The organism is Agrobacterium rosae (assembly GCF_002915175.1).
Taxonomy (GTDB): domain Bacteria; phylum Pseudomonadota; class Alphaproteobacteria; order Rhizobiales; family Rhizobiaceae; genus Agrobacterium; species Agrobacterium rosae.
On record NZ_NXEJ01000005.1, the window covers coordinates 38216 to 52277 of the forward strand.

Consider the following 14062-nt stretch of genomic DNA (forward strand, 5'->3'; position numbering starts at 1 on the left):
CATGGATGCCATGGCACGGCCAATTACCCTGCATCAACCCAGGCGCCTTGAAATCGGCGCAGGTGCCTCCGGCAAGCTTGGAGAATGGGCAGACGGCGCACAGCGCGTGCTGGTCATCGCAACCGAACATACGGTCGGCTTCGTCGATCGGCTGAAGCTTACCGGCGATGTCAAAGTCTTCTCTGACATTCCGCCGGAGCCGGATGACAAGGCGCTGGATGCGGCCATCGAAGTGGCGCGTTCGCTGAAACCAGACCTCGTCGTCGGCCTTGGCGGCGGCTCTGTTCTGGACGTCGCAAAACTGGTGGCTGCATTGTGGGATGGCGGGCAGTCTCTGGACGATGTCGTTGGCCCCGACAAGGTTGCGGGCAGACGCACGCGTCTGGCACAGATCGCCACCACGGCGGGAACGGGTTCCGAAGCCGGTATTCGCGCTCTGATTACCGACAGCAGCACGCACTCCAAGAAAGCAGTCGAAAGCCAGCATCTTCTGGCCGATATCGCCATTCTCGACCCGGAACTGACATGGTCTGTTCCACCGGCGGTAACGGCAGCGACTGGCATTGATGCCATGGCGCATTGCGTGGAGGCCTTCACCAACATCAATGCGCATGACCTGATCGATGGTTATGCCCGCATGGGCATTCGTCTCGTTGGCAAGTACCTCGCCCGCGCCGTTGAAAACGGCAAGGACACCGAGGCGCGTGCGGGCATGATGCTGGCCTCCTATTACGGCGGCATTTGTCTCGGCCCCGTCAATACGGCAGCGGGTCATGCGCTCGCCTATCCGCTTGGCACCCGGCTTGGGCTGCCTCACGGTCTGGCAAACGCCATCATCTTCCCGCATGTGCTGGCCTATAATGTGCCTGTGCATGTGGACAAGACTGCCGAAGTGCTGGAAGCGCTGGGCCTTGCTGTTTCCAACGAGCCGGAAGGTGTTTTGGAAGCGGCCTACGGTTTCTGTAAAGGCCTCGGAGTGGAAATGCAGCTGTCGGCCCACAAGGCAAACGAGGGTGATTTACAAAGCTGGGCCGAAGAGGCGCACGCCATCCGCCGCCTCATGAACAACAATCCCCGCGACATGGCTGTGGGTGACGTGTTGTCGATTTATAAGGCGGCCTATTAGGGCGATACCCACCGTCGTCATGCTCGGGCCTGTCCCGAGCATCTGCCAACGTTTCAATGTTTGCAACGGGAATAGATCCTCGGGTCAAGCCCGAGGATGACGCAGGTGGAGAGATAGCCGCAAACAGCCGCGACCGTATTCTGGCGCGCTTGCACGTGAGGATGAACACAGCAATGAACAGGCATTTCAACAGACTTCTGATCGTTGCAGACGATTTGACGGGCGCGCTAGACACCGCAGCACCCTTCGCTGCCAGTGGCCATAAAGTCACCGTTGTAGCCGATCATCGCTTCATCGCCGAAGCACTCGACAGCGATGCAGATGTTATAACCCTAACGACGCGCAGCCGGGAAATTCCGGCTGATGAGGCGGCCAATCGCATTGTCTGCATCAAGGCCGCGCTGAAACCGGGTATCCGCCTGTTCAAGAAGGTGGACTCTCGGCTGAAAGGCAATCTGGAGGCAGAACTCACTGAGCTGGCATTCGAACGCGCCGTCGTTCTGCCCGGCATTCCGGAATTTGGCCGCATCGTCTCAGACGGCTTGATTGACGGATTTGGTGTGGACACGCCCATCTCTATTGCAGAACGCCTTGGAGCGCTGGCACACCGATGCCGGTTTCCAGATACGTTGACACCCCAAGACATGCGCGACGCCGCTGATACCATTGAGGAAAATGAACTGATGGTGGGCGCGCTTTCGCTGGCAAAGGCGGTTGCTGGTGAAAGCCATCCTCCCCCCCTTACCTACCCCACCAGGCGAATCCTCATGGCAATCGGTTCACGCGACCCCATTACCCTTGCACAGGTCGAAAGGCTGAAAGCCGCCCGTCCTGATCTTCTCCATGTTCCTGCGCCAAATGGCATTGCCGCATTGGCATCAGAAAAGCATTGCGGTGCATCCATCACACTCATACAGGCCATGCCGTCCGAAACTGAAGTCAGCCCCATGCAGGTTGCAAGCGCATTGGCTGCCAGCATTGCAGAATATGCCCATGCCGGAGATACGATTCTGCTATCCGGCGGGGCAACGGCAGAAGCCTATTTCGATGATCAGAGACTTCATGTGCTCGGCTTTGCGGGCGAGGCTTTGCCGGGCCTACCCGTTGCCGAATTTAATGGCACCTTCTACATTACCAAATCAGGCGGCTTTGGATCGGAAGACACACTTCTCCGACTGGCTGAGACCATAACAGGAGGGGAAGCGTAAATATGGGGGCGATAGAACAGGTTTCTCATCGCAAGAGTTTGAGCGACGTCGTTTACGAGCGGCTTCAGCATGCCATAAAATCCGGTGCCTACAAAAACGACGAGCGTCTGCCGACCGAGCATGATCTTGCCGCCGAGTTTGAGGTTTCTCGCCCCATCGTGCGCGATGCACTGAAGAAATTGCGTGACAAGGGCCTCGTCTACTCCCGCCAGGGTGCGGGCAGTTTTGTTCGCAGCATTGGCGTTAAACAAGCGCTCGGTTTCAGCCCTCTTGAGAACATAGCCGACCTCCAGAACTGTTATGAATTCCGCATGACGGTGGAGCCGGAGGCCGCCGCCTGCGCAGCGGAGCGTTATGGCGATGCTGAACTTCTGCTGATCGGCCGAGCTCTCGCCTCCCTCAAGGAGGCAACGAACCGGCAGCGCCACCGGGAAGATGCCGACTTCCAATTCCACCTCGCCATCGCCAACGCATCCGGCAACACCTATTTTTCGACCGCCATGGAAGCGTTGAAGGACCATATTGCCGTTGGAATGCAATTCCACGGTCTTTCACTTAAAAATTCCATTTTGGGCCTTCAGCATGTCTATGATGAACATGCTGCGATTTTCGAGGCTATTCGCAATCGCGATTGCGATCTCGCAAGGCGACTGATGCGCCAGCATCTTCACGGCTCACGCTCGCGCCTGTTTGAAGGGCGAAAACCTCAGCTTGCAGCGCAGGACGCGGAGTAAGCGCTTTCTCACTCCAGCGCATTCCAGACGTCACGCACGACTTGACAGGCATGAATCGGCGTTCTAGCAAGATGGAACATATATTCCAAAATGGTCCGCAGTTCGCATCAACGTTCCACGGATCGGGATAACCATATCGGGAGGAAACGATGGTTACGAGATTGGCTTTGCTGGGCGCTGGGCGCATCGGAAAAGTACACGCCAAGGCGATTGCATCCGACAAACGTGCCAAACTGGTTGCGGTGGTCGATGCGTTTCCCGATGCCGCACAGGCAATTGCAGACGAAACCGGCTGCGCAATCAGCACCATAGATGCCGTGCTTGAAAACGCCGACATCGATGCCGTCATCATCTGCACGCCCACCAACACCCACGCCGATCTGATCGAGCGTTTTGCACGTGCGGGTAGGGCAATCTTCTGCGAAAAGCCGATCGATCTCGATGTCGCGCGTGCGCAAGCCTGCATCGACGTGGTCAAGGAAACCGGCGCAAAGATCATGCTCGGCTTCAACCGCCGGTTCGATCCACATTTCCGCGCCGTTCGCAAGGCGATCGATGACGGACAGATCGGCAAGGTCGAGATGGTGACCATCACCAGCCGCGATCCGGGCGCGCCGCCACCTGAGTATATCAAGGTATCCGGCGGCATCTTCCGTGACATGACCATCCATGATTTCGACATTGCCTGTTTTTTGCTGGCCGAAGAGATCGTCAGCGTTTTCGCCACGGGCTCCGTTCTGGTCGATCCGAAGATCGGTGAACTCGGCGATTACGACAGTGCCAGCATCATCCTGACCACCGCCAGCGGGCGTCAAGCGATTATCTCCAACTCGCGCCGCGCTACCTATGGCTACGACCAGCGCATCGAAGTCCACGGCTCGCTGGGCTCGGTTGCTGCCGAAAATCAGCGCCCGGTGTCTATCGAAATCGCCACCAAGGACGGTTACACCCGCCCACCCCTGCACGACTTCTTCATGACGCGATATACGGCGGCTTACGCGGCGGAAATCACCGCCTTCATCGATGCCATCGAAAACGACGTCGCCCCCTCGCCTTCCGCCCAGGACGGCCTGGTTGCGCTGAAGCTGGCGGATGCTGCGCTGAAGTCGGTGCGCGAAAAAGTGCTCGTCCAAATTACCTGATCACATTTCAGGAAGACGCGGTTTATCGGCCTTGCGTCTTCCTGAATGTTATTGACAGCACAACTAAAAAACGACACCTTCCAGACATTCCGAGGGGAGCATCGCACGATGCTGAGATGGCGCTGAGCCGGACCCTTGAACCTGATCCGGGTCATGCCGGCGTAGGAACGGAACAGTCGCCGCTGGCCATGCTTTTCTTTTCCGCGCTGAACCTGGGTCTCCGTGATTGTATATCTGGAGTTCAATGACCCATGTCGAGTTTTCCCACAGCACAAACCGCAGCAGAGCTTCTGGCGCGGGTGCGGCAACGGCGACCGCGGGTTCATTGCCTGATGAACACCGTCGTTCAGAAATTTACTGCCGATGGCATAACCGCCGTTGGCGGAATTCCGTCCATGACATCTTCGGAAGAAGAAATCGAAAGCTTCGTTTCCAAAGTCGACGCTCTGACGATCAACCTCGGCACGCTGGATGCCGCACGCCGCAAGGTCATTCGCATGGCGGTGGGCGTGGCGAACGACAAAGGTAAACCCTGGATCGTCGACCCCGTGCATTGCGATTACTCGCCCTCCCGGCTGGATTTCGCCCATGAACTCATCACTCTCCACCCAACCATCGTGCGTGGAAACGCGGCGGAAATGGCTGTCATTGGCGATGTCGGCAACACATTGCGCATCCAGACCGGCCCGCAGGATTTGCTTCGCGATGGGGCCAGAAGCGCAAAGATCACCAATGGCCACCCATGGATGGCGAAGGTCACCGGCACCGGATGTCTTTCCGGTGGAGTGATAGCCGCTTTCATGGCGGTGGAATCGGACCCGTTGCTCGCGGCAGCAGCAGCACTGACGGTAACCGGCGTATCGGCAGAACTTGCGGCAACGCAGGCACGCGGTCCTGGTACATTCGAGGCGGCCTTTCTGGATGCGTTGGACGCTATCGACGGCAATGACATTCTTTCCCTTGCGAGGATCGAGCACGATGAAAATTGATTACAGACTGAACGCTTTGGTGGATGCTTCGCTTGCCGATATCGCGCCCTTGCCGGAACTGGCAGCCGTTGCGGCACGGCATGGCGCAACCATCATCCAGTATCGCGACAAGCAAGCCTCTACCCTAGACATGATCGAGCAGGCGCGGCTGATGGTGGAAGCACTGAAGGCAACCGGCGTTCCCCTCGTCATCAACGACCGTGTCGATGTGGCGCTGGCGTCCGGCGCAGATGGCGTTCATCTGGGTGCGGACGATATGGACGCCGAAACGGCCAGACGCCTGTTGGGGCATGATGCAATCATCGGCATGACCGTCAAGAATATGACTGACGCCCAGCGTGTCGCTGAAGCACCGGCAGACTATGCCTGCATCGGCGGTGTTTTCGATACTGTCTCCAAGGTCAATTCAGACGCGCCAGTGGGATTGGAGGGTCTTCGCGAACTGAGAAACTATCTTCGCAACTCTCGTCCGGAGATGTCCGTCGGCGCTATTGCGGGCATCACGCTGGAGAGGGTCGAACCCGTTATCAATGCGGGTGCGGATGGTGTCGCACTGATTTCCGCTCTGTTCCGCGCCGTCGATATTGCGGCGGCGACAGTGGACTTTCGCCGCAAAGTGGACCTCGCGCTGGAGGCACGCGGATGACGGCGATAGCCTTGACGATTGCCGGGTCCGACAGTGGCGGCGGCGCGGGCATACAGGCCGATCTGAAGACGTTTTCGGCGCTCGGCGTCTATGGCGCAAGCGTCATCACCGCCATCACTGCTCAGAACACGAGAGGCGTAACCGCTGTCGAAAACATATCAACCGACATGATTGCCGCCCAGATGGACGCGGTTTTGTCCGATCTTGATGTCGGCGCGGTCAAGATCGGCATGGTTTCGCGCATCGAGACCATCGAAACGATCGCTGCAAAGCTGCGTGAGGTGGGCAATCCTATTGTCATGGACCCGGTGATGGTGGCAACATCCGGCGACCGCCTGTTGCAGGAAGATGCCATAGAAACTCTTCGCAGCGCTTTGCTGCCGCTGGCGCTGCTCGCCACCCCAAACCTGCCGGAGGCAGCGCTTCTGAGTGGGCAACCCATCGCGACGAACAGGTCAGAAGTGATCCGCCAGGCCGAAGCGATATTGAAAACCGGCGTTCGCGCTGTTCTGATAAAGGGTGGGCATGGCGGCGGGTCGGAAAGTGTCGATCTTTTGCTGGACAGTGATGGAATGCAGGAGTTTTCCATGCCGCGCATAGACACCCGCAATGACCACGGCACCGGCTGCACATTGGCATCGGCCATTACCGCAAATCTGGCGCTTGGATACTCTCTGGCTGATGCGATTGGGCTGGCGAAGGAGTTTCTTCAGGGTGCACTGGCAGCGGGGAGAGAACTGCATGTCGGCCATGGTCACGGACCTGTGCACCATTTTTACCGCTGGTGGAATGCCTGACGCTCAGTTCCTTGGCTTCGGGCTTGCCAGTGCGTTGCGGATGGCGAAGCTGGAATGAATGCGCGAAACGCCGGGTAGTTTCGAGAGTATGTCCTTGTGAACGCGCTCAAAATCGCCTGCACTTTCCACTTCCACTCGCAGGAAATAATCGGAGCCACCGGTCATCAGGTAGCACTCGCGAATTTCTGGATAACGTCTGACAGCATGTTCGAAGCGATTGAGAAAATCCTCAGTCTGGCGATCGAGCGTGATCTGCACGATGACTGAGATGACCTCGCCGCCCGCTGCACTTCCCGTCAGCGCCGTGTAGCCGCGAATGACCCCTTCTCGCTCCAAAATATCCACCCGCCGCAGACATGCCGAGGGCGACAAACCGACCTCCGCTGCCAGCTTTGCATTGCTGATGCGGGCGTTGAGCCGAAGCACGCGAATGATGTGACGATCGGTAGCGTCCAAAGCTGACATAAAATCATTCCGTTTCGCCGTCGAAAATTGCGTTCGATCGCCAATCTTCGAATTATCCACGCCTCAAACTGCGAAAATTCGATGATCGTTGCAATAGTCTGTTGGAAAATAATAAGGGAACGACGATGGACATGACGATCAATCGCCAGAAGGCGAGTGGTGGTGCCAGCGGTTATCTGACAATAGACCTTGGCGCACTTCGCGACAATTACCTGATGCTGCGGGCCATGGCCCCGAACTCCGTGACCAGCGCCGTGGTCAAGGCCAATGCCTATGGTCTTGGTGCGGATATGGTCGCACCCGTTCTCTACAATGCCGGTTGCCGTCACTTCTTCGTTGCACATATCGATGAGGCCATCGCGCTGCGTCTTCGCATTGCCGGTGATGCGGACATCTTCGTGCTGAACGGCCTTCAACCCGGCAACGAGACATCCTGCGCGGCGATGAACATCACGCCCGTTATCAACTCGCTGGAGCAACTGGCGCAATGGTCGGCGCATGCCGCGATTCTGGGCAAGACGCTGCCAGCAGCAATCCAGATCGATACCGGCATGTCGCGCCTGGGCATGGCATCGTCCGAACTTGCGACGCTGAAGACCTCGCCTCACTTGCTGAACGGCATTGCGATCACCTTCGTCATGAGCCATCTGGCCTGCGCGGATGAGCCTGAACACATTGCCAACGGTGCGCAACTTGCCGTCCTGCGCAAGGCGTCGGCAATGTTTCCGGACGCGCCAGTCTGTTTTGCCAATTCAGGCGGCATCTTTCTGGGCGCGGACTATCATAACGCAGTGATGCGGCCGGGCATCGCGCTTTATGGCGGTGCGCCCTCCTCTGCGCGCCCCAACCCTATGAAGCCAGTGGTGCGGCTGGATGTGGCGGTCGTGCAAACCCGGACCGTACCTGCAGATACGCTCGTCGGTTATGGCGGGTCTTTACGCACGACGGGTGAAACGCGCCTAGCCACCATTGCCGCGGGCTATGCGGATGGCCTTCCGCGTTCGTTGAGCAGTCGGGGCGCAGCCTATTTCAACGGCGTGCGACTGCCCATTGCCGGGCGCGTTTCCATGGACAGCATCAGCCTGGATATTTCGGCACTGCCGGAGGGAACCTTAACCCATGGCAGCCTCGTTCAATTGATAGGACCGGATCAATCTCTGGAAGACATTGCCGAAGATGCAGGTACGATTGCCTACGAAATTCTGACGGGTCTCGGCCATCGCTATCGCCGCACCTATATTCAGCCAGACGCGCGCTTGAAAGCGGGCGACACAATAAACGCAGACGAGTGAGAGCAACATGAAGATCGTCATTCTCGGAGCCGGTGTCGTCGGTGTCACATCCGCGTGGTATCTGGCAAAGGCCGGTCATTCGGTTACGGTCATAGACCGCCAACCTGCAGCAGCACTTGAAACCAGCTTTGCCAATGCAGGCGAGGTTTCACCCGGCTACTCTTCTCCCTGGGCTGCACCAGGCATTCCGATGAAAGCCGTGAAATGGCTGTTCATGGAGCATTCGCCGTTGATCATCCGCCCGACACTGGACCCTGCCGCCTTGCGCTGGATTGGCCAGATGCTGCGCAACTGCACATCCGCGCGCTACGCCGTCAACAAAAGCCGTATGGTGCGCGTGGCGGAATACAGCCGCGACTGCCTGATGGCGCTGCGTGAAGAAACCGGTATTCGGTACGATCAGCGCACCCAAGGCACACTGGAAGTTTTCCGCACGCAAAAGCAGTTCGATGGCATCGGCAAGGATGTCGCCGTGCTGAAAGCTGGCGGCGTGGCCTATGAAATTCTGGACCGCGACGGTTGCGCAGCCGTGGAGCCGGGTCTCGCTACCTCGAAGGATAAGATCGTCGGTGGCCTGAGATTGCCGGGCGACGAGACCGGCGATTGCTTCATGTTCACCACTGAACTGGCGAAGCTTGCCGAACAGGCTGGCGTGACATTCCTATATGACACAGGCATCATGCGCCCCATTACCGAAGGCAATCGCGTCAAGGCCATCGAGACGACAAAGGGGACCATCGAGGCAGATGTCTTCATTGGTGCCTTGGGCAGCTATACGCCACAGCTTCTCAAGCATCTGAACATCGACCTGCCGGTGTATCCGGTCAAGGGTTACTCGATAACCGTGCCTATCATTGATGCCGCGCGCGCGCCGGTTTCGACCGTCATGGACGAGGCGCACAAGATCGCCATGACCCGTCTGGGCGACCGCATTCGTGTAGGTGGCATGGCCGAGATTTCCGGTTTCAACAAGGATTTGCCTGCGAAGCGCCAAGCGACCCTGACGCATTCCATTGAGGATTTGTTCGGCGGCGCTGGCGATCAGTCTCAGGCGAAATTCTGGTGCGGTCTGCGCCCGATGACGCCCGATGGCACACCGGTGATCGGTGCTACCCGCTACAGCAACCTTTACCTCAACACCGGCCATGGCACGCTGGGCTGGACGATGGCCTGTGGTTCCGCGCGCGTTTTATCCGACCTTATCAGCGGCAATACGCCTGAGATCGAAACTGCGGATTTGGCGATCAGCCGCTACGCAGCATAAGCGTTTCTACCCGTATCAGCCGTGCAATGCGGCTGATACCTACAAAGACAACGCATCCTTCAGCGCTAATCCCTCTGTGTTGCGCAAGTCGAGATCGGCTTCAATGTGGTCGATGTGATGCAGCATCAGGCTTTTGGCCTTTTCAGCGTCACCCTGCTCTAGGGCATCCAGTATCGAGGCGTGATCGCCGTGACCGCAACTTGAAATGCCTGAGCGCCCGTAAAGAGCAATCACCAGAGACGAGCGAGCGACGAGTTCGGCCATGAATTTTTCAAGAATGGCGTTGCCGGCAACAGAGGCCAGCATCAGATGAAAATCACCCGATGCCTTGATTTCGGCACGGCGGGCGCTTGGGCCTCGTTCATGCTGGTGGCGGGTCTCTTCCGTCAGATGAAGGCGCATGTCTTCAATGGCAGAGGGCGTCAGCCGTTCGATCGCCGCGTGGATAATGCCGGGCTCGATCAGCCTGCGGGATGAGAAAACCTGCCGAGCCTCATCCGGTGTCGGGTTGGAGACGAAGGCACCGCGATTACGCTCCGTTTTGACCAGACCTTCGAAGGCCAGCATCTGAAGGGCCGCGCGCACAACCGTGCGGCTGACATCGAACAGGGTACCGACCTCAGCCTCGGAAAGCTTCGTGCCCGGCGCAAGGCGTCTGTCCACGATTGCATCACGAAGCGTATCGCGAATGGCCTGCGCGCGATCTTCCTGCGTAATGTCTGTCTCTGGATTGATATCGGCAATGGTCATGTTGTTATCCGTCGTCCGTTTTCTTCTACTCCGAACCGGGAATTCTGAAAATAGAAAACGTCTTCATTCGATCAAAAGATTGGATACAATCCTTATGCACTATCGCGAACAATCGCATATTTTTTAATCACAGGCCAGAAGTCGATAAGCTACCTATCTCAACAGAAAACAAAAAGTCCTTTTGATCTATAGACTTAGCAACGGCTACAAGAAACTGGCACGGCTTATGCAGAGTATTCCTCGACAGCAGGGGAACATGCATGAGCAAAGCCGCCGAAATCGATATTGCTTCCGTTTCGAAAGTCTACGGCACCACGACCGCCGTCCATGCCATCAGCCTAAAAATTCCGGCGGGCAGCTATTGTTGCCTACTGGGCCCGTCTGGCTGCGGCAAGACCTCGACGCTGCGTATGATCGCAGGCCATGAGACGATTTCAAGCGGCGATGTGCGGCTTGGTAATACCGTGGTCACTGACTTTCCGCCCGCCCAGCGCGGCACGGCGATGATGTTCCAGTCCTATGCGCTTTTTCCACATCTCGACCTCATTGATAATGTTGCCTTCAGCCTGAAGATGAAGGGTGTGGACAAAGATGCGCGGCGCGCCAAGGCGATGGAAATGCTGCAATTGATGCAGCTGGAACCCTATGCCAACCGCCGCCCGGCCCAGCTTTCCGGCGGCCAGCAACAACGCGTGGCGCTGGCCCGTGCGCTGATTACCGACCCGGAAGCGCTGCTGCTGGACGAGCCGCTTTCGGCGCTCGATCCGTTTCTCAAAATTCGCATGCGTGCGGAACTGAAGAAGCTCCAGACCTCGCTTGGCATAACCTTCGTTCATGTGACGCACAGTCAGGAAGAGGCGATGGCACTGGCCGACATCATCGTCATCATGAATGACGGGCGCATCGAACAGGCGGCAACGCCGCGCGAAGTGTTCGAGCGTCCGGCAACGGGCTTCGTTGCCCGCTTCATGGGCAATCACAACGTCATTTCCGGGCGCATGAGAGAAAAGAACGGCGAACTGGTGACGATGGATGTGCCCGGCGGCGGTTCTTTCATCGCAGCGGGTGAGGCGATGCAGGACGGACTGGTGGATATCGCCGTCAGGACGGACCGCGTTCGTGTGGCTGAGGCTGACGTACCGGGACATGGTTTCACCGGCATCGTTTCCAACGTCGAATATCACGGAGCGAGCGTGAAGATCGTCGTGGCCGGTGCGGGCATCGAGGATTTCAACGTCATCCTCAGCGACGTCGCCTTCTTCGAAAAACCAATCAGGGTGGGTGAAGCGATACCACTTTCATGGAATGCGGCAGATGCCATCGTGCTCGGCCGGATAGAAAAATAAGCAAAAAGCAACCAGAGGAGAACTGTCATGACAAATACTTCCAACAGCAAAAAGGGCCTGTCGCGTCGCGGCCTTCTCAAGGCGGGTGCGGCAGCCACCGGTGCCGCCATCGGCTCCGGCCTCATCACCGGCTTCCCAACCATCTGGGCGCAGAACCCTATTACGCTGCGCCAGTTCGGCACCGGCGTGTCGAACCTCAACGCCATTGCTGAAAAGTGCAAAGCGGACCTCGGCATCACGCTGGAAATGACGGCAACAGATTCGGATGCGGCAGCACAGCGCGCCGTGACGCAGCCGAACTCCTACGATATCGCCGATATCGAATACTGGATTCTCAAGAAAGTCTATCCATCGGGCGTCATCCAGCCGATGGAAATCAAGAAGCTGAAATATTACGACAAGATCGTTCCGCTGTTCAAAAACGGCAAGCTGACGCCAGACAGCGTCATCGCGCAGGGCACGGCACCGCACACCGTCGGCTTCGTAGAAAAGCCTGGCGACAAGAAATTCGCCAAGGGTGAAACCGATTATTTCACCATGGTTCCGACGATCTACAATGCCGACACGCTGGGCATCCGACCCGACTTGGTTGGCCGCGACATTTCCAGCTGGGCCGACATCATGGACCCGAAGTTCAAGGGCAAGGCGGCGATCCTCAACATTCCATCGATCGGCATCATGGACGCCGCCATGATCATGGAAGCCATGGGCAACATCAAATATGCCGACAAGGGCAACATGACCAAGGAAGAGATCGACAAGACGATCGACTTCCTGATCAAGGCCAAGAAGGACGGCCAGTTCCGTGCGTTCTGGAAGAGCTTCGATGAAAGCGTCAACCTCATGGCGTCTGGCGAAGTCGTCATTCAGTCCATGTGGTCGCCCGCCGTTGCGGCCGTGCGCTCCAAGGGTATTGCCTGCAAATACCAGCCGCTGAAGGAAGGTTACCGTTCATGGGGCGGCGGTCTTGGCCTTGCCAAGCATCTTTCGGGTGCCAAGCTGGATGCTGCCTATGAATACATCAACTGGTACACATCCGGCTGGGTCGGCGCGTACCTCAACCGTCAGGGTTACTACTCCGCTGCCATGGACACGGCCAAGGAACACATGACCGCCGACGAATGGGGTTACTGGGTCGAAGGCAAGGCCGCGCAGGGCGACATCATCGCCCCCGATGGCAAGGTCATGGAAAAAGCCGGTGCCGTTCGCGATGGCGGTTCCTTCCAGGAACGCATGGGCAAGGTTGCATGCTGGAACTCCGTCATGGACGAAGACCGCTATATGGTTCGTCGCTGGAACGAATTCATCGCTGCTTGATAAGACCAGGATGACACGGGATGCGCGGATTTTTGTCCGCGCATCCGCCTACACCAAAGCGAGGAGACGGGCCGTGGTAACAGTCAGACTGATCGGCGTCAGCGATAAGACGGACAAGAAAAGCCGCAGCTTTGCGCTTCCAGCAAAGCTTGTTGCCTATCTGCAGGCGGCACCCCTTGCCTTGATCCTCGGCTTCTTTCTAGCCCTGCCCATTCTGATGATCGCCATCGTCAGTTTTTGGGATTATGATTTTGCCCAGATGTATCCCGGTTTCGTCACCTTTAACTATGGTGAAACATTGGGATCCTGGGTGACATGGCAGACCTATATCAACACGTTGAAATTTGCGGCCATCGTCTGGGCCATCACACTGTTTTGCGGCTTCTGGGTCGCCTATTTTCTGGCGTTTCACATTCGCACCACCACCATGCAGATGGTGCTGTTTCTCATCTGCACCGTGCCGTTCCTGACCTCCAACATCATCCGCATGATCTCGTGGATACCGGTGCTGGGTCGCAACGGGTTGGTCAACAGCGCGCTCGTCAATATGGGCATCGTTCCGGCCCCGATCGAATGGTTGCTTTACTCTGATTTTGCCGTGGTTCTGGCCATGGTGCATCTCTACACGCTGTTCATGGTCACCCCGATTTTCAATACGCTGATGCGTATCGATAAATCCTTGGTCGAAGCGGCACGCGATGCTGGTGCAACCAGCTGGCAAATTCTCTGGAACGTCATTCTCCCTCTGGCAAAGCCCGGAATTGCAATCGGTACGATATTCGTGGTGACGCTGGTCATGGCGGATTTCTCCACCGTTCAGGTCATGTCCGGCGGGCAGAGCGCCTCTGTGGCGTTGATGATGAAGAACCAGATGTCGCTGCTGCAATATCCGGCAGCGGCGGCCAATGCCGTCATTCTGCTGGCACTCGTTCTCTTGATGGTCGCGGGCATCCTGCGGATCGTCGATATCAGAAAGGAGCTTTGAC

The 14062-nt window shown here is 57.5% G+C and carries 14 protein-coding genes and 1 riboswitch; of the genes, 12 read left to right on the forward strand and 2 right to left on the reverse strand.

The features are described 5' to 3' along the window. Position 1 precedes the first annotated feature (1 nt). From CPJ18_RS10160 to thiD, 7 genes are all read left to right on the forward strand, one after another. Positions 2-1126, forward strand: a complete 1125-nt coding sequence (locus CPJ18_RS10160; protein ID WP_103657994.1) for an iron-containing alcohol dehydrogenase — start codon at positions 2-4, stop codon at positions 1124-1126. A 173-nt stretch (positions 1127-1299) separates the two neighbouring features. After that, the gene (locus tag CPJ18_RS10165) at positions 1300-2334 is read left to right on the forward strand and encodes a four-carbon acid sugar kinase family protein (RefSeq protein WP_167397875.1); all 1035 of its coding nucleotides are present in this window, start codon (positions 1300-1302) and stop codon (positions 2332-2334) included. 2 nt (positions 2335-2336) lie between these two features. Then, complete coding sequence (locus CPJ18_RS10170; protein ID WP_103657998.1) at positions 2337-3068, forward strand: FadR/GntR family transcriptional regulator; 732 nt, start codon at positions 2337-2339, stop codon at positions 3066-3068. Between the two features lie 149 nt (positions 3069-3217). Beyond that, the gene (gene iolG / locus CPJ18_RS10175; RefSeq protein ID WP_103658000.1) at positions 3218-4210 is read left to right on the forward strand and encodes an inositol 2-dehydrogenase; all 993 of its coding nucleotides are present in this window, start codon (positions 3218-3220) and stop codon (positions 4208-4210) included. Positions 4211-4292: 82 nt separating this feature from the next. Further along, a riboswitch (TPP riboswitch) is annotated at positions 4293-4395 on the forward strand. Between the two features lie 66 nt (positions 4396-4461). Beyond that, a complete protein-coding gene (locus CPJ18_RS10180) occupies positions 4462-5199 on the forward strand; it encodes a hydroxyethylthiazole kinase (protein ID WP_103658002.1) in 738 nt (245 codons plus the stop codon). Further along, a complete protein-coding gene (gene thiE, locus CPJ18_RS10185; RefSeq protein ID WP_103658004.1) occupies positions 5189-5845 on the forward strand; it encodes a thiamine phosphate synthase in 657 nt (218 codons plus the stop codon). Before CPJ18_RS10180 ends, thiE begins: the two co-directional genes overlap by 11 nt. Next, entirely contained in the window at positions 5842-6642 is an 801-nt protein-coding gene (gene thiD / locus CPJ18_RS10190; protein WP_103658006.1) for a bifunctional hydroxymethylpyrimidine kinase/phosphomethylpyrimidine kinase, read from the forward strand. The genes thiE and thiD overlap by 4 nt, the downstream gene beginning before the upstream one ends. Before the next feature lie 3 nt (positions 6643-6645). Here thiD and CPJ18_RS10195 read toward each other — a convergent pair whose 3' ends face one another. Next, positions 6646-7107, reverse strand: a complete 462-nt coding sequence (locus CPJ18_RS10195; protein ID WP_077103445.1) for an Lrp/AsnC family transcriptional regulator — start codon at positions 7105-7107, stop codon at positions 6646-6648. 125 nt (positions 7108-7232) lie between these two features. Here CPJ18_RS10195 and alr point away from each other — a divergent pair, with 125 nt between their 5' ends. Both alr and CPJ18_RS10205 read left to right on the forward strand, forming a co-directional pair. After that, positions 7233-8399, forward strand: coding sequence for an alanine racemase (alr, locus tag CPJ18_RS10200; RefSeq protein WP_103658008.1), 1167 nt, complete (start codon positions 7233-7235; stop codon positions 8397-8399). Positions 8400-8406: 7 nt separating this feature from the next. Further along, positions 8407-9663 carry a D-amino acid dehydrogenase gene (locus CPJ18_RS10205; RefSeq protein ID WP_103658010.1) on the forward strand — a complete coding sequence of 419 codons (1257 nt, stop codon included), beginning with the start codon at positions 8407-8409 and terminating at the stop codon, positions 9661-9663. 39 nt (positions 9664-9702) lie between these two features. On the opposite strand, the gene CPJ18_RS10210 is transcribed toward CPJ18_RS10205, so the two are convergent. Then, positions 9703-10413 (reverse strand): GntR family transcriptional regulator, encoded by a 711-nt coding sequence (locus CPJ18_RS10210; RefSeq protein WP_103658012.1) that lies wholly within the window; start codon positions 10411-10413, stop codon positions 9703-9705. 260 nt (positions 10414-10673) lie between these two features. On the opposite strand from CPJ18_RS10210, the gene CPJ18_RS10215 reads away from it, so the two are divergent. From CPJ18_RS10215 to CPJ18_RS10225, 3 genes are all read left to right on the forward strand, one after another. Then, positions 10674-11759: an ABC transporter ATP-binding protein gene (locus CPJ18_RS10215; RefSeq protein ID WP_103658014.1), complete on the forward strand. Its 1086-nt coding sequence runs from the start codon at positions 10674-10676 to the stop codon at positions 11757-11759. A 27-nt stretch (positions 11760-11786) separates the two neighbouring features. After that, positions 11787-13076 carry an ABC transporter substrate-binding protein gene (locus tag CPJ18_RS10220; protein ID WP_103658016.1) on the forward strand — a complete coding sequence of 430 codons (1290 nt, stop codon included), beginning with the start codon at positions 11787-11789 and terminating at the stop codon, positions 13074-13076. 73 nt (positions 13077-13149) lie between these two features. Next, positions 13150-14061, forward strand: coding sequence for an ABC transporter permease (locus CPJ18_RS10225; protein WP_103658256.1), 912 nt, complete (start codon positions 13150-13152; stop codon positions 14059-14061). Position 14062: the final 1 nt, after the last annotated feature.